Raw genomic sequence first — 18306 nt, forward strand, 5'->3', positions numbered from 1 at the left:
ATGCCTTCCTCCCCGAGCTTGCCCGCCCGGGAGAAGGCCGTCAGCTGCTGCTTGCAGTAGGGTCACCAGTGGCCCCGGTAGAAGAGCACCACCCCCCAGCCGCCCTTGAGGTCGCCGGGGAGGGTGATCTTCCCCCCGCCCACTTTCGCGACCTCCAGGGCCGGAAAGGCGTCCCCCGAGTCCAGCATCCGGTCCGTCATTCTCGGCATCGGATATTCCTCCAGAGACAACATTCAGGACGTTCTGGTCCGAACCTGACTCGCATAAGGCCAACGACATATGCATGGAAAACACCGTGGTCGCAACAAATTGGCTGCGGAAAAATTCCCTCTCCTTTGCGGCAATTCTCTTTTAGCGGCGGCTATTCTTCTCGTAGCGGCGGCTATTCTTCTCGCCTGTGAGCTTCCGCAGAGGGTGCTGAAACTGCGGGGAATAAATCGGCCGCTGCCGCGTTCTATAGAGTTCCTTGAGGCATAGGAGGCTTTATCTCGTTGAATTTTAATCCATTTTTTATCTTGACATCGGGATGAAGCGCCTCTAGATTTCAAGCACCCTTTTCAAAAAGACGCCGCATGACCATGCATGGGTTCGTGCGCCGTCATGACGATAAGCACCCGTCCGGCAGAGAAGGCGACACTCCTTCATGTTTTCGCCAGCGCAGGATGGCAAAAATCCTGTCTCGGAGGGCACCTCGATGGCACGAATGAACCGAAGAAAGTTTATGAAGGGAATGGGTCTCATCGGCGGCGCATTGGCTCTGCAGACCGCCCCCGCCTTCCTTCGGGAGGGCCTGGGCCAGCAGCCCATCAAGTGGGGCATGATCACACCGACCACCGGCCCCTACGCGACCGAGGCGTTTGATCAGGTCGAAGGGACGAAGATCGCCATCGAGGACGTCAACAAGGCGGGAGGCGTGGACGGGCGGCAGGTGGAGCTCCTCTTCCGCGACGACCAGTTCAAATGGGAGCAGGCGACGACCCACGCCCTGGACTTGCTGGACAACCACCGCGTGGACTTCCTCTCCGGCGCGATGGTAGGACCCGAGGAGGTCCGCTTCAACGAGATCTCCCGCAAGCGGAAGATCATCTACGCCAACTACCCCCAGCATATCCTCTCCACGCCGCAGAACGCCAAAACGATGTCGCCTCTTTTCTTCACCACGAACACCACCCCCTATCAGCTCGCCGCCAGCGCCGCCACCTACATTGCGGAAAACAAGCTCGGCAAGAAGATCTACGTCCTGGCGGACGATTACATCTGGCCCAAGATGTTCATGCCCGCCTGGAACTCCCTCTCCAAGAAATACGATCTCAAGTTCGACGAGAAGTCGACTGTATCCTGGGTGCCGTTCCCGACTTCGATGGACTACTCGGCGAACTTCCCCAGAATCCTGAAGGCGAAGCCCGAGATCCTCTACGTGATCAACTGGGGCGGCCGACAAGTGGCCGCGGCCAAGCAGATTCTCGAGGCTGGCCTCCACAAGGACATCAAGATCGTCTTCGCCAATACGGACGTGACCATTCCCGAGGCGGCCGGAAAGGGGTCTTATGACGGCCTCTACGCCGGCGCGATGTGGCATTGGACGCTGTCCGACCGCTACCCGGCGGCCAAGGAAATGAACGACAAGTTCCTGGCCCGGCGCAAGCGGCCCTCCTCCGGCTACGGGGCCCTCGCCCACGATCTGACGCGCCTCATCCTGGACACGGCGAAGGAAACCAAGCTGTATCAGCCGAAGGACCACTTCAAGCTGGCCAAGGCTCTCGAAGGCCGGAAATTCAAGTACACCAAGGGCGAATGCCAGATCCGCGCCTGCGATCATGTGTGCATCTCCCAGGTGTTCTTCCTCCAGGGCCAGTCCAAGGACCAGATGAAGGGCGAATTCGATCACCTGAAGATCGTGGGTGAATCCACCGGCGAGCAGAATGAATTGTCCTGCGAGGCGAAGGGCCTCGGCGGGGCGGCCAGCCAGCGGACGTAGAACAGAGCGCAGTTTAGGACCAGGAAGGACCAGGGCGGCGCCGACCCGCCGTGGTCCTTCCTTGTCCGCGCTTTCAGGAGGGCCAGGGCTTTGCCTTACGGCGGCGTGGTATTCGACGAATTGCTCCAGCACCTTTTCCTGGGGCTGGTGCAAGGGGCCATCTACGTGCTCCTCGCCCTCGGACTCTCCATCATCTTCGGCCTGATGGGCATCATCAATTTCGGGCACGGCGTCTTCTATATGCTGGGGGCCTACGTCGGCTTCACCATGGTTCAACTGCTCTTCGCCCCCCTTCTGGGGGCGAACGCGGCCTTCGTCGTCGCACTGGCGGCGGTGCCCCTGATCATGTTCGGAATTGGCGTGGCGTTCGAAAGGCTTGTAATCAGCCGCATCTACAACACCCCCAACGCCCGTTTCTCGGGCGTGCTCATCACCTTCGGCCTCTCGATCTTCCTGCCCGATTTCATCCGGATGGTGTACGGCAGGCCGGGCCGGCCCTTCGCGATCCCTCCGTTCTTGGCGACCTCGCTTCTGGAGATCGGAACCCTGAACATCTCCGCCTACCGGACCTTCATCGTCGCGGTGGCCGCCGTCCTCGTGGTTCTCATCTGGGCCCTTCTCTACCGGACCAACCTGGGCATGGTCATCCGCGCCGGAACGAGCAACAACACCATGGTCCAGGTGCTCGGGATCAACGTCTCCAAGGTATGGACCCAGACTTTTGGCCTGGGAATTGCCCTTGCCGGCTTCTCCGGCGTGATGATCTCCCCTCTTTTCGCCGTGGAGCCCACCATGGGCGACGCCATCCTGATCCAGACCTTCATCGTCGTCGTGGTAGGGGGAATGGGCAGCTTCATCGGCCCCGTCATCGGCGGCCTCCTCATCGGCCAGATATGGGCGCTCACGCCCCTCGTCGGCCGCACGCAATTCGTCGTGCAGCATCTATCGGGGACCTTGATCGGCCCCGCCTTCTGGGAGAAGGCCTCCGACATCCTGTTGTTCATCGTAATGGCTCTCATTCTGCTGCTCCGCCCGCGCGGGCTGTTCGGTCAGGAGGGCGCGTTTGACTAAGGTGATGGAGACACATCAGGCGTCCGAAAGCCGGGAGCCGGGTTTCCGGTTCAGGCTAGAGGGCCTGTTGAGCGGGCTCTTCGGATTCTTCGACCGCTATGGCATCCTCGTCCTCGGCGCCCTCCTCCTCGTCTATCCCTTCCTCCTGAAGGGTCTCGGCGAGCTCATCTTCCTCGCCGAGGAGCATAACCTGCGGAGCTTGGCCAAAGCCCTCCTTGGTTTCCGGGCCGTCATCCCCAGCACGCCACTGATGATCCAAATCATCATCTACGCGTTCTTCGGAATCGCTTTCAATATCCTGCTCGGCTACACGGGCATGCTCTCCCTCGGGCACGCGGCCTTCTTCGGGGTAGGCGGCTATACGGTCGGCCTGATGCATGTCTGGTTCAAGCCCGGCGCGGCGGTTCCGGACTGGATGGTCGGCGCGTTCACCCTCTTTCCTCTTGAGACTTCCCTGCTGAGCGCCGTCGTGGTGTCGGCCCTCGTGGCTTTGGGGGTCGGAATGCTCGCCAGCCGGAAACGCGGCGTCTACTTCGCCATGCTCACGCTGGCTCTCAGCCAGGTGTTCTACTACGCGGCGCAGACGTTCGACCGCCTCACGGGCGGGACGGACGGCCTCGGGGGGCTCGCGAACATGCGGCTGGGCTCGCTCAACCTCCAAGTGGGAATCATGGACGCTCAGGTCACGTACTATTTCGTCTTCTTCATCGCCGCCGTCTCCACCGCCATTATCTGGCAGATACTGCGCTCCCCCTTCGGCCACAGCCTCCAAGCCGTCCGCGAGAACGAGCGGCGGGCGCGCAACTGCGGCTTCGACACGGACCGGATACGCCTTCTGGTTTTCGTCCTCAGCGGCATGTTTTCGGGGCTGGCGGGCGCCCTCTCCATCATCTACGGCGAGTCCGTGCCCATCGAGAACGTCCATTTCGGCACGTCGGGCCAGATCGTCATCATCACCCTGTTCGGCGGCGCCGGCGTTTTCCTGGGGCCCGCCGTCGGCTCGTTCATCTACTGGTATCTCCGCCAGCTGATGAGCACCGAGTTCGTCAAATACCTCGCCATCTTTCAATATTGGGAAATGTGGGTGGGTGGAATCTTCATCCTCATCGTGCTCTTCCTCCCCCAGGGGATTCTCGGGAGCATCTGGCAGTGGACCGTCAATTTCCGCGCAAGGCGCCAGATGCGCGAGTACCGGAGGAAAATGACGGCGGCCGTCCAGCGGGCCGAGGAGGGGATTGACGATGCCCATCCTTGAGACCCGCAAGATCAGCAAGCACTTCGGCGGCCTGATCGCCGTCAACGAGGTGGACTACAGGGTCGAACCGGGCGAATTGCGCTCCATCATCGGGCCGAACGGGGCGGGGAAGACCACATTTTTCAACATGATCGCCGGCGATCTCGCGGCCACCTCCGGCCAGGTCTTCTTTCACGGGGAAGACATCACCCGGCTGTCCACTTTCGAGAGGTCCCACAAGGGCATCGGCCGCACCTACCAGATCACGACCATCTTCCCCAGGCTTACGGTCCGGGAAAACGTTCGAATCGCCGCCCAGTCCCGAAAGACCACCTTCAACATGTGGACCGGCGTGAACCAGCACAAGGAGCTTATCGAGAAGGCGGATCACATCCTCGAGCGGGTCCGCCTGGCCGACAAATGGGATGAGCCGGCGGGGACCCTCGCTCACGGCGAGCAACGTTACCTGGAGATCGGCATCGCCCTCGCGACGGACCCCGTGCTCCTTCTGCTGGATGAGCCCACCGCGGGCATGAGCCCCGAGGAGTCCCGCCAGACCGCGGAATTCATCCGCGGCCTGGCGAACCCGCTCACCATCATCCTGGTCGAGCACGACATGGAGATTGTCATGGGTATTTCAGATCGGATCACAGTCCTCCATAACGGCGAGTTCCTCGCCGAGGGGACGGTGGACGAGATCCGGGCGAATGAGGACGTGAAGCGCGTCTACTTGAGGGACTGATGCTTCAGGTCGAGAACGTCAACACCCGCTATGGGCTGAGCCATGTCCTCCATGACGTCTCTCTCCGGGTCGGCGAGGGCGAGGCCGTCGCCTTCCTGGGCCGCAACGGCGCGGGCAAAACCACCACGCTCAAGACCATCATGGGCCTGCTCAAGCCCTCGGCCGGGAAGATTCTCATGGACGGAGAGGACATCACCCCCCGCCCCGCCCATTTCATCGCGCAGAAGGGAATCAGCCTCATACCCGAGGACCGTCAGGTATTCCCGAACTTGACGGTTTTCGAGAACCTCAAGATCAGCCGCCTCCCGGTGGACGGCGGCAAGCGCCTCGATGAATTCCTGGACTGGATATTCAGCCTCTTTCCCCGCCTGAAGGAGCGCATCAACAACAAGGGGAGCCAGCTGAGCGGGGGCGAGCAGCAGATGCTCACCATGGCGCGGGGGCTGGGTACGCAGCCCAAGCTCATGCTCGTGGACGAGCCGACGGAAGGGCTGATGCCCGCCTATGTCGAAACCATCCGCGACGTGCTGATCGAAATCCGGAATAAGGGAATCGCCATCCTCCTCGTGGAGCAGAGGTTCCGGATGGCGCTCTCCATCACCCAGCGCGCCTATCTCATCGAGAAGGGCCAGATCCGGTGGGAAGGCTCATCGGCCAGGCTCATCGAGGACGAGGAAACGCGGGTGCGTTACCTGGGGGTATGATTTTCCAGAAGCTCATTCGAGCCTGGCTTTCACCCTCTGGGCGAACTCGGCGAATATCTTGTTGGCTTGGTTCTTGATGACGCTGAAGCCCAGGGAGCCGAGCTTCCCGAAGACATCCACGCTGGAACGGATGGACATCTTGGTCTGGCTTTCGGAAAGGGCCTCGAGAGTGACTTCATTCCTCTGCTTGAGGCTGGCGGCGATTTGGGAATCCGCACCCTCCCCCGACGTGCGGATGTACTCGGGCGCCCGCTTCTCCTGGATCTCGATGTTGAGGTGGAAGGTTGCCTTGAGGAAGCCGATCTTCTGCTCGACCCTCACCCTGAAGCGTTCCTCATCCACCCGCTCCACCTGGGTGACCCCCGGGACGCAGGACGCGAACTCCTCGACGTTCCAAATGAAGTCCCATACCTTCTGGCGCGGGGCGTCAATCACTACTTCCTGGCTGAATTCCATGTGGGCCGCCTTTCGGGAGAGAAAACCATCCGCCGGGATTTCGAATGGCCCGTTCATCTTACCAAATCGCATGGCCTCGGATCGAAAGGGAATTTTCGGTGGCTAAAATCGACGGAGCGGGCATGTAACCCTCCTTTCCCCGCCTTCCCCGCTCTCTCGCATAGAGGGGATAGCCCATGACCAACTTCGCCTATGTCGGAAAGAGCGTCCCCCGCGTGGATGCGCCCGAGAAGGTCACAGGCCGGGCCATGTACACCCTCGACCTTCTGCTGCCCAAGATGCTTCACGGCAAGCTCCTGGGCAGCCCCTTTCCCCACGCCCGAGTCAAGAATATCGACACGGGCCGCGCCGAAAAGCTCCCAGGGGTGAAGCTCGTCCTGACCGCGAAGGATATCCCGGACTACGTCGTCTGGGGTGTGATGCCCTCCTGCTACGACCAGAGACCGCTCGCCGTGGACAAGGTGCGCTTCGTCGGGGACACCGTCGCGGCGGTTGTCGCGGCCTCGGAAGACATCGCCCAGGAGGCTATCGAGCTCATCGAGGTGGATTACGAGGATCTCCCGACCGTGTTCGACCCGCGCGAAGCGATGCGGGAGGGAGCTCCCGTCATCCACGCGGAAAAACCGAACAACATCGCGTTCACCAAACACATGGAATTCGGCCCAGTGGACGAGATGTTCCGGATCGCCCACCACGTGAGCGTGCTCTCGACCGAGTCCTCCCGCCAAGCCCATTGCGCCTTCGAGACTCACGTCTCGATCGCCGAATGGTCCCCAAGCGGGAACCTCACCGTCTACAACTCCTCCCAGTGCCCGAGCCTTTCCAGCCAATACTTCGCGAAGTGCCTCCACATTCCCGAAGCCAACGTCCGCGTGGTCACGAACTACGTGGGCGGAGGCTTCGGGGGGAAAGCGACGAGCAAGTTCAACATCGATTTCCTGTCGATCATCGCGGCGAAGAAGCTCGGCCGCCCCGTCAAGTTCTACTACACCCGGGAGGAGGAATTCCTCCTGGCCACCCACCGCACCAAGCAGTACCACACCATCCGGATCGCCACCGACAAGGAAGGCCTTCTCCTGGCCCGCGAGGTGAAGATGGTGGTGGACAATGGCGGCTACTCGGACTACGGCCCCGTCGTCGGCGCCATCACCGCCCACATGGGCGGCAGCCTCTACAACTTCAAAGCCTACCGCCACCACGCGGATGTGGTCTACACGAACGTCCCCCCTGGAGGCGCCATGCGGGGAGTAGGCAACGCGGGCTACACGTTCGGGACCGAGAGCGCCATGGACAACCATGCCCGCCAAATCGGCATGGACTCGGCCGAGTTCCGGATGAAGAATCTCGTGAAGAAGGGGGACACCACCATCATCGGGGCCCGGATCAGCAGTTGCGGCGCCCGGGAGTGCCTCCGGGAAGCCGTCAAGCGGGTCCCCTGGAAGGGCCCGCGTCCCACAGGAGGCGCGAGGAAGCGGGGCTACGGCCTCGCCATGGCGGTGCACTTCACCGGCACGCGGGCCATGGGCCCCGAGACGGCGGGCGCCTTCATCAAGATGAACAAAGACGGCACCGTTCAGGTCCTCTCGGGCACCATCGAGATGGGCAACGGCTCGAACACCACACTCTCCCAGATCTGCGCCGAGACACTGGGGATACGGGTCGAGGACGTGCAGATCATCAACGGCGATACGGCGGTGAACCCTTACGGCTGGGGGGTGCGCGGGAGCCGCACCACCGCCATCGACGGGATGGCCACGCGGCTGGCCGCCATCCAGGCGCGCGACATGCTCTTCCGGGGCGCCGCCCAGCTCCTCGAGTGCGACGCGGCCGACCTGGACGCGCGGGACGGGACCATCTTCGTCAAGAGCTCGCCGGACAGGAATGTCACCCATGGCCAGGCGTACATGAAAATCTACGACAAGCAGGGAAGCGAGGCCGTCTACACGGCGGCCTCCTACGACTCCCCCAGCGAGACGCCCGATCCCGCCACCGGCTACGGAAACTGGTCCGCAGCCTACTCCTTCGGGGCCAAGGTCGCCGAGGTGGAGGTGGATACCGAGACGGGCGCCGTCGAAGTCCTCCGAATCGTGAGCGTAAACGACGTGGGGACCGTCGTGAACCCGGCGGGCGCCCAGGGCCAACTCGACGGGGGCGCGCTCATGGGGTTGGGCTACGCCCTCATGGAGGATTTCCAGGTGGAGGGAGGCCAGCCCGTCAACCCCAATTGGCTCGACTACAAGTTCCCCTCCACGCAGGACATGCCCCAGCTGGAAGCCGTTTTGGTCGAGACGGAAAGCCCCTCTGGCCCGTACGGAGCGAAAGGCCTGGGCGAGATGGTGCAGCTGGCGACCGAGCCCGCGATCGCCAACGCCGTGTACGATGCGGTAGGGGTCCGGATCACCTCCCTTCCGGTCACCCCGGAGAAGGTGCTGCGCGGCCTTCGCGAGCTGGCGGGGGCGTCCGCCTGATCTCCGCGGACCCTGCCCTTCTCCAGCGTGGGAAATGGAATCGGACATACAGGAGGCGGTGCCATGACCTTTGAGCATGTGCCCGTGAGTACCATCGACGAAACCCTCGCGGCGATGAAGCAGTTCGGCGAGCGCGGGAAGCTCTATGCCGGGGGGGTAGCGCTCTCCATCCTGATGAAGTCGAAGGTTTACAGGCCCGAGGTGCTGATCGACGTCGCGGGTGTGAAGGAGCTCTCCTTCATCGAGGAAACCCCCGGGGGAGGCATCCGCATCGGCCCGGGGACCGTCCACCGGGCGCTCGAAACCTCTCCCCTCATCCGGGAGCGCTGCCTCCTGCTGGCCGAAGTCTTCCACAACGTGGCGACCATCCGCATCCGGAACACGGGCACCATCGGGGGCAACATCTGCTTTGCGGAGCCGGCCTCGGACCCGCCCGGCGTCCTCCTCGCGCTCGAAGCCCGGATGAAGGCGAGGAGCACGAACGGAAGCGAGCGGATCATTCCGGCGGCGGAATTCTGGATCGGCTACTACGAGTGCGCCCTCCGGCCGGACGAGCTGCTGACCGGAATCGAGTTCGATCCCCTGCCACCTGGATTCCGGACGGGGTACACCCGCTTCACCACCCGCTCCAAGGAAGACAAGCCCTGTGTCTCGATCTCCGCGGCGGTCGCGGTGGAAGCGGACGGCATCACTTGCAGGGAGGCCCGCATCGGCCTGGGCGGGGTCGAAGCTGTCTTCCGGCGGCTCGCGTCCGTGGAGGAAGGGCTCAAGGGCACGGCGCTGACGCGGAAGTCCATCGACGGCGTGCTGACCCATGCGCTCGGCGACCTCGACCCGATCTCCGACATCCGGGCGAGCGGCGACTACCGCCGTCAGGTGACCCCCGTCCTCATCCGGCGGACTATCGAAAAGGCCATGGACATGAGCGGCTCACCGGCCCGGGCGGCCAATTCGTAAGGAGCTTTCGCCATGCCAAAAGCTGAGCGCAGGACGATTTCCTTCACCCTGAACGGCGAGCCAGTCGAGATCGTGGTCCCCGTCCACCGCTATCTCGTCGACGTCATCCGCGAGGATCTCGGAATGATGGGCACCAAGCGGGCCTGCGACCAAGGGGTCTGCGGCTCATGCAGCATCATCATGAACGGGCTCCTCACCTCCGCCTGCCTCACCCTCGCCGTCCGCGCCGACGGCGCCTCAATCGAGACCATCGAGGGCCTCGGGAGCCTCGAGGCGGGGCTGCATCCTATCCAGCAGAGCTTCGCCGCCCACGGCGCCACCCAGTGCGGTTACTGCACCCCGGGAATGATCATGTCCGCCAAGGCCCTCCTGGACGAGAACCCGGACCCCACGGTGGAGGAGATCAAACACTGGCTCACCGGCAATCTGTGCCGCTGCACCGGCTATGCCAAGATCATCGAGGCCGTCCGCGCCGCCGCCGAGGGCCGCACCGAACCCGCGGTCCCGATTTCCGTCCCCACGGTCAAGGCCATCGAGGATTGAAGAGAACGGCACAATATTCCCTCGCGAAGCCGGATTCCGAAGCGGCCAGATTGATCAGGAGCCCGTACACATCACCGCAAGCCATGGACGGCGATTGAGAAACATACCCGGACTTCCGGTACCAATGAGCAGGGTCAACGCCCATCCCGCCCGCGAAACCCCTTTTCCAGCGGAGGCGAAGGGAAGTTAGGCCTTGTCCTGCACCTCTCACGGAGCCGGCTTCCGGGCGGCCGCAAGGGCGTCCTGAACGATGCGCGCGAAGATGGCGTCGAGCTCCTTGGCCATTTTATCCAGATCAGGCTTCGCATAGGGGGCAAAAACATCGCTGGGCTTGACGTAAGCGATTGTGGCGGTGCCGTCCTCATTCTCGTAAATGTAGATGCGGATGGGAGCCTCGAAGCCCGCATCCACACTCGCCTTGAGCATTCGAATCGCGAAGTCGGGACGGAAGACACCAATCACTTGATTCCCCCGGATTTTCACCCCTCGCGAGGCCGCCCCTGCCTGGGCATTGGCGCGGGTAACCAGGCCCATCTTGTTTTTCTGAATGGCATCCACTAGCGCGGCGGTGCTTTTTTCAAATGGCGCCCGGGTCTGGACGCGGACTTTCTCGGCGGCCGAAGCCGGGGCGGCCAAGAGCAGGAAGGCGAACATAGGGAGAATCAAACGCATGGGAGTTGCTCCTCTGAAATGGGAGAGGCTGCAAGAATTCCCGTGAATAATTCCGGCCGGCGGATGTTCTTTCACACAGACGCACCGTCGTGGATGGCCTGTACTCCTAAGGGATGAACTGCCGTGGCTGTACCCATATTCCTTAAAACCATGGCCATCGGAATGATTCTTCTGGCGTGCTTTCTGGGTCCGCGCCCCGCCGGGGCGGCGGAGCCGCGCTTCCATGTCCTCCAAGCCGTTCCACCCGGAGCGCCGCCGCTCGCCGATTTTAGCTTCCCCGATCTCAATGGCAAGCCCCGTCGGCTGAGCGAATGGCGGGGGAAGGTGGTGTTGCTCGCCTTTTTCGCCACTTGGTGCCCCCTCTGCAACGAGGAAATACCGCGCCTCAGCACGCTACAGAAAAAATACGGGGGGCGCGACTTCACCGTCCTCGCGGTGTCGATCGACCAGACCCGGGCCGCTCCGGTGGAGAAATGGGCCCGGGAGCGGAAGCTGAGTTTTCCAATTCTGCATGATGAAAGCTTCTCTTCCCGCACGGCCCACAATGTCCGCTTTGTCCCGACGCTCTATCTCCTGGACCGGGACATGCGGCTTGTCGCGCGCGCCGTTGGGTTCGTGGATTGGCAAGGGAAAGACGCGACGGGCCTCATCGAGCGCCTTTTCGCCCTTCCCCGTGCGGCTCGAATGGAGGATTCCCCCTAACTTTTCCTCTCTTCACACGGCAAGACGGGCGCAAGGGCTCCGAAGTTTTGCGGGAAGGGGGTGCCTTCCCGTGCATACGCGGCCTCCGCTGTTGTCGCGGTAAGCCGTCTCGGGTGGTTTCTACATACAGAAAAGTGGGAGGAACAGGAGATGGCAAAGATGAAGGCAATGATGCTGGCGTTCGCGTTCGCGGTGGCGGTGATCCTGTCCGGCGGCGCCGCTTTCGCCCAGGGCAACCCCTGCGCCGGGAAGAACCCGTGCGCGGCCAAGCAAGGCAACCCCTGCGCGGCGAAGCAGGGCAACCCCTGCGCGGCGAAGAACCCCTGCGCGGCCAAGCAGGGCAACCCCTGCGCCGCGAAAAACCCCTGCGCCGCCAAGAACCCCTGCGCCAAGAAGTAGCGCGTTTCCACTGTTGATGAAGGTCTGGGGGGAGGTTATCCTCCCCCCAGATTTTTCATCTGGGGCACCCGTTTCTCTCCGCCATACGAAAGGCCCAGCTGTTGAGGTCCATTTTCCGAAGCGGCCCGGTCCTCGTCCTCCCACTCCTATTCGTGGCGGGTTGGCTTCTTCTGAGCGCCTCCCGCCCGACGGGGGCCGCTCCCGCTCCATCCTCTGAAGGCCCTTTGGCGAAATGGAAGACCGTGGAGGCCTTCGTCCGGGAGCACTGGGCTTATCCGCTGCCGCCCATGGGCGAGGCTCCGGCTTCTTACAAAGGCGACGAGCGCTCCCTCCTCCCCGAGGCGTGCGGGGAGTGCCATCCGGACCAGCACGCCCAGTGGCGCACCTCCCTGCACGCCAAGGCCATGGGCCCCGGCATCTACGGGCAGCTCGTGGACCTTTGGGCCTCGGATCCCGCCCAGGCCCGCGGCTGCAACGAGTGCCACGCCCCCCTGGCCGAGCAGCAGAAGCGCCTCCCGAAGGGTGAGAGTCCGGACGCCGCCTGGGAAAAGAACCCCGCGCACCTCCCCGCCCTTGAGACGGCGGGCCTCGCCTGCGCCGCCTGCCATGTACGCAGCTGGCGCGTCCATGGCCCGCCCAAGCGGGAGGATACCCGGGGCAACCTCGTAGGAAGCGCGCACGGCGGGGTCGAGCGCACCCCCTTCTTCGAGCGCGCCGAGTTCTGCATGAAATGCCACCAGCACGACGGCGACGGCCCGAACGGGAAACCCATCCAGAACACCTACCGCGAGTGGAAGGAGAGCCTTTGGGGACAGGAGGACGTTCAGTGCCAGAGCTGCCACATGCCCAGGCGCCAGCACCTCTGGCGGGGCATTCATGACAAGGACATGGCCCAGGGAGCCGTAGGGGTGGAGGTGGAGCTGGCGGGCAAAAAGAACGAGCCGGTTACCGCCCGGATCATTCTCACCAACGAGGGCGCCGGACACCGCTTCCCGACCTACATCACCCCTTCGGTGGACGTCATCGCCGAACTGGAAGACGCCCGGGGCAGGGCCATCCCCGGCACGCGGCAAACGGCCGTCATCGGGCGGCGGCTCTCGGAGGACTTCACGCGGGAGATCTCCGACACCCGCATCCCGCCGCAGGAGTCTTTCGTCATGGATTACCTCCGGGCCCGACCGCGGGAGGCCGCAACGCTCCGGGTGCGGGTGCACGTCAAGCCGGACCACTTCTACCACGGTTTTTTCATAAGCTATCTGCGGGGAAACGATCTTTCAGCGCGGGCGCGCAAGCTCATCGAGGAGGCGCGGGACAACGCAGCCAAATCCGCGTTCGATATCTATGACGAGCGATTCGGGCTGCCCTAGCCCAGTCACGTAAGCTTTCGCGAAGGTCCTGGAGAAGCGTTGTTCCAGGCGTTCTCACGCCCCTGTTTTGCGGCTCCGCCCATTCTCATCTTGCGCCGACATGACGTTCCCGGGCATCGCCGAGGAGCCTGAGATCAGGCGCGGGGATACAGCCGAACCGCCTTCATCTTGTGGGAGGCGGGGGAAGATTTCTTCTCCTTCCGGTGGTAAAATCCGCTTCCCATCGTCCATGGGAAAGGCCGGATGGATAGAACCGAATTCGAACCTCTCGCGCTCGAACACCTGGATGCCCTCTACCGGGGCGCCCTCCGGCTGACGGGAAGCCCGGAGGATGCCCAGGACCTCGTGCAGGAGGTGTATGTCCGGGCGCTGCGCTTCCATGCCCAGTTCCAGGCCGGCACCAATCTCAAGGCCTGGCTCTTCAAGATCCTGAAGAACACCTACATCAACCAATACCGGAAGAACGCCCGGAACCCCGAACCCCTCGACCTGGACGACCCGGCCATCGGGCTGGCCGCGGCGGGGAACCCCCATCCCGCCTCGTCCACCGGCCCGGAGGCCGAGGTCCTCAAGCGCCTGCTGGCCGAGGACCTCGAGAAGGCCCTCTCGTCCCTGCCGGAGATCTTCCGGCGGGTGGTGATTCTCTCGGACGTGGAAGGCTTTTCCTATCGGGAAATCGCCGATATCGAGGGATGCCCCCTGGGCACGGTCATGTCCCGGCTGCACCGGGCCCGGCGGACGCTTCAGGGCCTGCTCCAAAAATATGCAAAAAATATATGATTTTCCCCGGAAGAAATGGAAATGAAACGTCCCTATTGGTTGTTCTCCTATTGGTTGTTTCAGGACTAGCGGCAGAACCATAGCTGATGAGGTGAGATGTGGAAGGTGAACCGAGAATGGCAAAAGAAGAAGCTATGCGCCTCATCGGTCCCTACGCCGACGACGAACTCGGCGTCAAGGACGCGCTGGACGTCCAGGCCTGGATCGCCCGGGATCCGGACTGCCGGGCGGAGTATGAGCGGGTGGCCGGCCTGAAGCGGGCCCTGCGGGAGCGCCTGGGAGGGGCGGACGTGAGGGCGCCCGAGGCGCTGCGCCTGCGTGTCCAGAAGGCGCTCCGGGCGGAGCGCCGGCTCCAGCGGCGCTGGATGCCGGCCGCCCTGGCCGCCGCCGCCGCCCTCGCCCTCGTGGTGGGGGGGACGGCCATCTACCAGCGGGTGATGATGCTCCCCCGCCAGTTGATCGCCGATACCTTGATGATTTACCGGGTGGAGCGGCAAAACCCCCTGGATCTCCAGTCGGGCGACGTCCGCAACGTCGCGCTCTGGCTCTCGGAAAAGTTCCAGCAGGACGTCACCCCGATGAACGTGGTGAAGGGTGATTTGATCGGGGTCCGGCTGTGCCCATTCGGGGGGCAGAAAGGGGCCTACCTCCGCTTCAAGATCAGCGGCCGGAACGCGGGCCTCTTCATCAGCGAGAGCCAGGGGATGCCCTACAGGCTCCCCTTGGTTCCCAGCATCCGCGCCCATGGGCTGGAGATCTTCGAGACCCGCCAAAACGGCTTCCACCTGGTCTACTGGAAGACGGGCATGTGGTTCTACACCTTAGTGCTGGAAGACGCACATGATCGGGATATGATCCTCCGCCTCATCCAGCCTCCTGCCTCTCTGTCCTAAGCCGTTCGAGCGAGGCGGGGCGGCCCCGGAGCGGCGGCCGGACAAAGAGAAAAGGCCTGGGCCGGCCGGCCCAGGCCTTTTCTTTGGCGCCGGCAGAGGCCCGGAACGCCCCTGCCAAGGTGGTCTCAGGCGAATGTCCTCCCGGCAGCCGCGGAGACGAGGGTGCCCCCCTCGAAAACGCGCTCCGGGATGCGGTCCTGCCACCCCATGACCTCCAGCGTGTCCCGCACGCCTTCCACCGTCCCCCAGTCGTTCCAGGTGACCCCCTCCAGGGGCGTCACCAGCAGCTCCCGGGGCTCGCGCTGGAGAACTTGGGTGGAAAAATTGAAGGGAACCACGTCGGCGAAGAGGTCGGCCAGGCGGCTGTTCCAGCCGTCCTGCCGGACTTCCTTGGAATACGCGGAGACGCAGGCCATGGTTTCCGGCATCCGCTTCCAGAGCAGGTACCAGAGCCTGCTGGCCTTGCCGGCGAGGATGAAGGTATTCCAGAGAGCCCCATCCTGGTAGAGCCGTTTCGCGATTTCCAGCCGGGGCTTCTCGATGAAGCGGTCGACCTGGCAGAGCCTCGGCGGGCCCTCTGCCCTCACCTCCTTGCCGCGCTGAATCCAGCCGAGCCCGGTGCTCGGGCCGCTCGGCTGCGCACCCAGGAGGACAGCGCTCATCGTGATGTAGCCGTTCAGGAGGGGAAGGACGCGGTCGATGTTCTCCCGCAGCGACTTTTCCGGATAGATGAAGTGGTCCGTGGGGAAAATGACGACGGAAGCCTGCGGCTCGATGCCCATCACGTGAGCCACGGCCAAGCAGATGGCGGGGCCGGTGTCCCGGTTCTGTGGCTGAACAATGAAGTTGCGCGTCGGGACGTCCGGAAGCTGGCTGAAGGCCCAGCGCTGCTGGCCCTCGGTGATGACCGCCAGGATCCTCTCCGGCGGGGAATGCCAGAGCGCCCTCTCATAGGTGTGCTGGAGCATGGAGCGCGTGCCGATGAGGGTCGCGAACTGCTTCGGACGGGCGTCCGAATGGAACCTGCGGGTAAGGGTGGAGAGCCGGCTGCCGTTGCCTCCCGCCAGCAGGACGCTCCAAGTGGATTCGCTTTCACTGGCGCACAGCATCTCGCTTTGCTGAAGCCCCGCAGACTCTTCCATGAGGTTGGACATGGTGGACCTCCACGTATTCATGATTCCGCACGATGTTCACGGACTTGCTTTTGGCATGCGGCCGCCCGTTCCCGCCCGTTGCACCACCATGATCCAAAAGGGGGAAGCTCGTTGCCGCCGACATTCGAATTACCGGATGAAACCGTAGTCTCCCGTGCGTGTCATGGCTCCTCCTTCCGACGGCCTTGGAGCAGGCCCGCGGTTGCGCCGCAAGGCCTCTCCTCCGTTGCGAACTGACATGCGAACAAACGTCCAGCCTGCGATTCGGCAAAGGTCGGAAATTCGTCGAGAGCGGAACGGGCTGCCGGCCGGGAGCCTCCCCAATGTGGCTCCCTGCTATCCGCTCCTCTCAATAGGCGTTTTTCGGTTTTGCCGGGTGCGCGAAATGGCTTCGCAATGGAATAACAATGCAGCAGGCGGCGACATTCTTCTATCGGGGAGAAATCCGGTTCGGAGGCTGGAAAAGACCTGACCATGTGGTCGAGACAACTCCCGAGGCTCCAAAAAATGCGGCTTAAATTAAGGAAAACCATCGGAGTAGCGGGTCCCGAAAGCGGATAAGCATGCATCGCCGGGGCGAACGAGGAAGGGGGCGGATTCCTGCCCCGGCGGCAGGGAGTTCTCTCGAAAGGAGAAACGGGTGTTTTCGCTCGATCCGCACCGGACGCACGGCCGGACGTGAAGGAAACACCTTCATTATTTTTGCCATATCCTTCCGCGCGCACGGCGGGAACTGGAGCTTCCGCAACCCGCAGTCCGCCGCTTGCGATGCTCGCGCGCAAGCGCGGTTGGAAAGCCGGCCATGACACGAAAATGGCGCCGCGGAAACCTTTCGCCGAATGGAGGGTTCCTTCCACCGGATTTCGGCGGGGCGTCTTGTCTCATTCCTCGCCGCGGAACAAATTGTAGTAAGGTTCGCCGAGTCCGCTGATGAGGCAACGCCAATGAAGCAGCCCGACAGTGTGAAGACGCAAAAAAAAGCCGATTCCTCCGTTTCCCCCCCAGCACCAGGAAAAGCCCGGCATCGAGGCGGGGCTGCGGCCGAGGCCCCAGTACGAGGGAGAGGGCTACCGCGGCTCCGGCAAGCTGGACGGAAAGGTGGCGCTCGTCACAGGAGGCGATTCGGGCATCGGCCGCGCGGTCGCCGTGCTTTTCGCCCGCGAGGGAGCGGATGTCGCCATCGTGTATCTCCCGGTCGAGCAGCGGGACGCCGAGGAGACATGCCGTACCGTCGAGGCGGAGGGAACGAGGGCTATGCTGATCCCGGGGGATGTCACCCAGCCCTCCTTCTGCCGGCAGGCCGTCGAGAAGACTGTCCGCGAGTTCGATCACCTCGACATTCTGGTGAACAACGCCGCGTATCAGCAGCATCTGAGCGGACTGGAGGAGATCACAGAGGAGCAGTGGGACCAAACCTTCAAGACGAACATCTACGGCTACTTCTACATGGCCAAGGCCGCCATCGGCCACATGAAGCCCGGGGCCGTCATCCTCAATTCGGGCTCCATCACCGGGCTGGAGGGCAGCGGAAAGCTCATCGACTACTCCTCCACCAAGGGCGCCATCCACACGTTCACCAAGTCGCTGGCGCACAATCTCCTCGAGCGCGGCATCCGGGTGAACTGCGTGTCGCCGGGGCCGGTCTGGACTCCGCTCAACCCCTCGGACCGCCCGGCGGAGGAGATCTCCCAGTTCGGCTCCCAGGTGCCGATGGGCAGGCCCGCGCAGCCCGAGGAGATCGCCCCCGCCTTCGTGTTCTTCGCCTCGGACGCGGACTCGCGGTACATCACCGGGGAAATCCTCACCTTGACCGGCGGAAAGACCACCGCCGCCTGACCATCCGCCGCTCTCGACCGGCCGCCGACGGAAGGAGCTCGGGCATGCCGAAATGGTCCCACAAGGATGAGCGCCAATACGAGCACATCAAAGAGAGCTCCCGGAAGCGGGGAGCATCCACGAGACGGGCGAAGGAAATCGCCGGCCGCACGGTGAACAAGCGGCGCCGCGAGGAGAGCCGGACGCCCAATAGGCGGACGCAGGGCACCGGGAACCCCAGGTGGGGGCTCGAGGCGCGCTCCAAGGAAGAGCTCTACAACATCGCCGGCGAGAAAAACATCGGGGGCCGGAGCAAGATGAACAAGGCCGAACTCGTCGAAGCGATCCGGAAGAGCCGCTGATTTGGACTC

At 63.3% G+C, this 18306-nt stretch carries 18 protein-coding genes and 1 pseudogene; 15 read left to right on the forward strand and 4 right to left on the reverse strand.

Translation table 11 applies throughout. The features are described 5' to 3' along the window. Positions 1 to 62 precede the first annotated feature (62 nt). Positions 63 to 209, reverse strand: a complete 147-nt coding sequence (locus HYZ11_12995; GenBank protein MBI3128515.1) for a hypothetical protein — start codon at positions 207 to 209, stop codon at positions 63 to 65. Positions 210 to 694: 485 nt separating this feature from the next. On the opposite strand from HYZ11_12995, the gene HYZ11_13000 reads away from it, so the two are divergent. The 5 genes from HYZ11_13000 (at position 695) to HYZ11_13020 (ending at position 5729) form a co-directional block, all read left to right on the forward strand. Next, entirely contained in the window at positions 695 to 1978 is a 1284-nt protein-coding gene (locus HYZ11_13000) for an ABC transporter substrate-binding protein (GenBank protein ID MBI3128516.1), read from the forward strand. A gap of 90 nt (positions 1979 to 2068) precedes the next feature. Further along, the gene (locus HYZ11_13005) at positions 2069 to 3049 is read left to right on the forward strand and encodes a branched-chain amino acid ABC transporter permease (GenBank protein MBI3128517.1); all 981 of its coding nucleotides are present in this window, start codon (positions 2069 to 2071) and stop codon (positions 3047 to 3049) included. Between the two features lie 67 nt (positions 3050 to 3116). Continuing rightward, positions 3117 to 4304 (forward strand): branched-chain amino acid ABC transporter permease, encoded by a 1188-nt coding sequence (locus HYZ11_13010; GenBank protein MBI3128518.1) that lies wholly within the window; start codon positions 3117 to 3119, stop codon positions 4302 to 4304. Beyond that, positions 4291 to 5025, forward strand: coding sequence for an ABC transporter ATP-binding protein (locus HYZ11_13015; GenBank protein MBI3128519.1), 735 nt, complete (start codon positions 4291 to 4293; stop codon positions 5023 to 5025). Before HYZ11_13010 ends, HYZ11_13015 begins: the two co-directional genes overlap by 14 nt. After that, the gene (locus HYZ11_13020; GenBank protein MBI3128520.1) at positions 5022 to 5729 is read left to right on the forward strand and encodes an ABC transporter ATP-binding protein; all 708 of its coding nucleotides are present in this window, start codon (positions 5022 to 5024) and stop codon (positions 5727 to 5729) included. The genes HYZ11_13015 and HYZ11_13020 overlap by 4 nt, the downstream gene beginning before the upstream one ends. A gap of 12 nt (positions 5730 to 5741) precedes the next feature. On the opposite strand, the gene HYZ11_13025 is transcribed toward HYZ11_13020, so the two are convergent. Further along, positions 5742 to 6185: a carbon monoxide dehydrogenase subunit G gene (locus HYZ11_13025; protein ID MBI3128521.1), complete on the reverse strand. Its 444-nt coding sequence runs from the start codon at positions 6183 to 6185 to the stop codon at positions 5742 to 5744. Positions 6186 to 6361: 176 nt separating this feature from the next. On the opposite strand from HYZ11_13025, the gene HYZ11_13030 reads away from it, so the two are divergent. The 3 genes from HYZ11_13030 to HYZ11_13040 all read left to right on the forward strand — a co-directional run bounded on the left by HYZ11_13030 (position 6362) and on the right by HYZ11_13040 (position 10153). After that, complete coding sequence (locus tag HYZ11_13030; GenBank protein ID MBI3128522.1) at positions 6362 to 8653, forward strand: xanthine dehydrogenase family protein molybdopterin-binding subunit; 2292 nt, start codon at positions 6362 to 6364, stop codon at positions 8651 to 8653. A gap of 63 nt (positions 8654 to 8716) precedes the next feature. Further along, positions 8717 to 9610, forward strand: coding sequence for an FAD binding domain-containing protein (locus HYZ11_13035; protein ID MBI3128523.1), 894 nt, complete (start codon positions 8717 to 8719; stop codon positions 9608 to 9610). 12 nt (positions 9611 to 9622) lie between these two features. Beyond that, positions 9623 to 10153, forward strand: coding sequence for a (2Fe-2S)-binding protein (locus HYZ11_13040; GenBank protein ID MBI3128524.1), 531 nt, complete (start codon positions 9623 to 9625; stop codon positions 10151 to 10153). A 207-nt stretch (positions 10154 to 10360) separates the two neighbouring features. On the opposite strand, the gene HYZ11_13045 is transcribed toward HYZ11_13040, so the two are convergent. Then, on the reverse strand, positions 10361 to 10825 hold the full coding sequence (locus HYZ11_13045) for a DUF302 domain-containing protein (GenBank protein ID MBI3128525.1): 465 nt from the start codon (positions 10823 to 10825) through the stop codon (positions 10361 to 10363). 123 nt (positions 10826 to 10948) lie between these two features. Here HYZ11_13045 and HYZ11_13050 point away from each other — a divergent pair, with 123 nt between their 5' ends. The 5 genes and pseudogenes from HYZ11_13050 to HYZ11_13070 all read left to right on the forward strand — a co-directional run bounded on the left by HYZ11_13050 (position 10949) and on the right by HYZ11_13070 (position 14966). Further along, the gene (locus HYZ11_13050) at positions 10949 to 11527 is read left to right on the forward strand and encodes a TlpA family protein disulfide reductase (protein MBI3128526.1); all 579 of its coding nucleotides are present in this window, start codon (positions 10949 to 10951) and stop codon (positions 11525 to 11527) included. Positions 11528 to 11761: 234 nt separating this feature from the next. Continuing rightward, a pseudogene (locus tag HYZ11_13055) lies at positions 11762 to 11926 on the forward strand (cytochrome C peroxidase). Between the two features lie 224 nt (positions 11927 to 12150). After that, complete coding sequence (locus HYZ11_13060; GenBank protein MBI3128527.1) at positions 12151 to 13293, forward strand: hypothetical protein; 1143 nt, start codon at positions 12151 to 12153, stop codon at positions 13291 to 13293. 243 nt (positions 13294 to 13536) lie between these two features. Next, positions 13537 to 14073: a sigma-70 family RNA polymerase sigma factor gene (locus HYZ11_13065; GenBank protein ID MBI3128528.1), complete on the forward strand. Its 537-nt coding sequence runs from the start codon at positions 13537 to 13539 to the stop codon at positions 14071 to 14073. A 134-nt stretch (positions 14074 to 14207) separates the two neighbouring features. Next, complete coding sequence (locus tag HYZ11_13070; GenBank protein MBI3128529.1) at positions 14208 to 14966, forward strand: hypothetical protein; 759 nt, start codon at positions 14208 to 14210, stop codon at positions 14964 to 14966. A gap of 125 nt (positions 14967 to 15091) precedes the next feature. On the opposite strand, the gene HYZ11_13075 is transcribed toward HYZ11_13070, so the two are convergent. Further along, positions 15092 to 16120: an NTP transferase domain-containing protein gene (locus HYZ11_13075; protein MBI3128530.1), complete on the reverse strand. Its 1029-nt coding sequence runs from the start codon at positions 16118 to 16120 to the stop codon at positions 15092 to 15094. Between the two features lie 984 nt (positions 16121 to 17104). Between HYZ11_13075 and HYZ11_13080 the strand changes: the two genes are divergently transcribed. Both HYZ11_13080 and HYZ11_13085 read left to right on the forward strand, forming a co-directional pair. After that, complete coding sequence (locus HYZ11_13080) at positions 17105 to 17956, forward strand: SDR family oxidoreductase (protein MBI3128531.1); 852 nt, start codon at positions 17105 to 17107, stop codon at positions 17954 to 17956. Positions 17957 to 18000: 44 nt separating this feature from the next. After that, on the forward strand, positions 18001 to 18297 hold the full coding sequence (locus tag HYZ11_13085; GenBank protein MBI3128532.1) for a Rho termination factor N-terminal domain-containing protein: 297 nt from the start codon (positions 18001 to 18003) through the stop codon (positions 18295 to 18297). The last annotated feature ends 9 nt before the right edge of the window (positions 18298 to 18306 follow it).

Source organism: Candidatus Tectomicrobia bacterium (genome assembly GCA_016192135.1).
Lineage (GTDB): Bacteria > UBA8248 > UBA8248 > UBA8248 > UBA8248 > 2-12-FULL-69-37.

Bases quoted from the DNA above. Each gene is read 5' to 3' on its own strand.
- HYZ11_12995 (MBI3128515.1), bottom strand. From the start codon at position 209: ATGCCGAGAATGACGGACCGGATGCTGGACTCGGGGGACGCCTTTCCG.
- HYZ11_13000 (MBI3128516.1), top strand. From the start codon at position 695: ATGGCACGAATGAACCGAAGAAAGTTTATGAAGGGAATGGGTCTCATC.
- HYZ11_13015 (MBI3128519.1), top strand. From the start codon at position 4,291: ATGCCCATCCTTGAGACCCGCAAGATCAGCAAGCACTTCGGCGGCCTG.
- HYZ11_13025 (MBI3128521.1), bottom strand. From the start codon at position 6,185: ATGGAATTCAGCCAGGAAGTAGTGATTGACGCCCCGCGCCAGAAGGTA.
- HYZ11_13030 (MBI3128522.1), top strand. From the start codon at position 6,362: ATGACCAACTTCGCCTATGTCGGAAAGAGCGTCCCCCGCGTGGATGCG.
- HYZ11_13035 (MBI3128523.1), top strand. From the start codon at position 8,717: ATGACCTTTGAGCATGTGCCCGTGAGTACCATCGACGAAACCCTCGCG.
- HYZ11_13040 (MBI3128524.1), top strand. From the start codon at position 9,623: ATGCCAAAAGCTGAGCGCAGGACGATTTCCTTCACCCTGAACGGCGAG.
- HYZ11_13045 (MBI3128525.1), bottom strand. From the start codon at position 10,825: ATGCGTTTGATTCTCCCTATGTTCGCCTTCCTGCTCTTGGCCGCCCCG.
- HYZ11_13065 (MBI3128528.1), top strand. From the start codon at position 13,537: ATGGATAGAACCGAATTCGAACCTCTCGCGCTCGAACACCTGGATGCC.
- HYZ11_13070 (MBI3128529.1), top strand. From the start codon at position 14,208: ATGCGCCTCATCGGTCCCTACGCCGACGACGAACTCGGCGTCAAGGAC.
- HYZ11_13075 (MBI3128530.1), bottom strand. From the start codon at position 16,120: ATGTCCAACCTCATGGAAGAGTCTGCGGGGCTTCAGCAAAGCGAGATG.
- HYZ11_13085 (MBI3128532.1), top strand. From the start codon at position 18,001: ATGCCGAAATGGTCCCACAAGGATGAGCGCCAATACGAGCACATCAAA.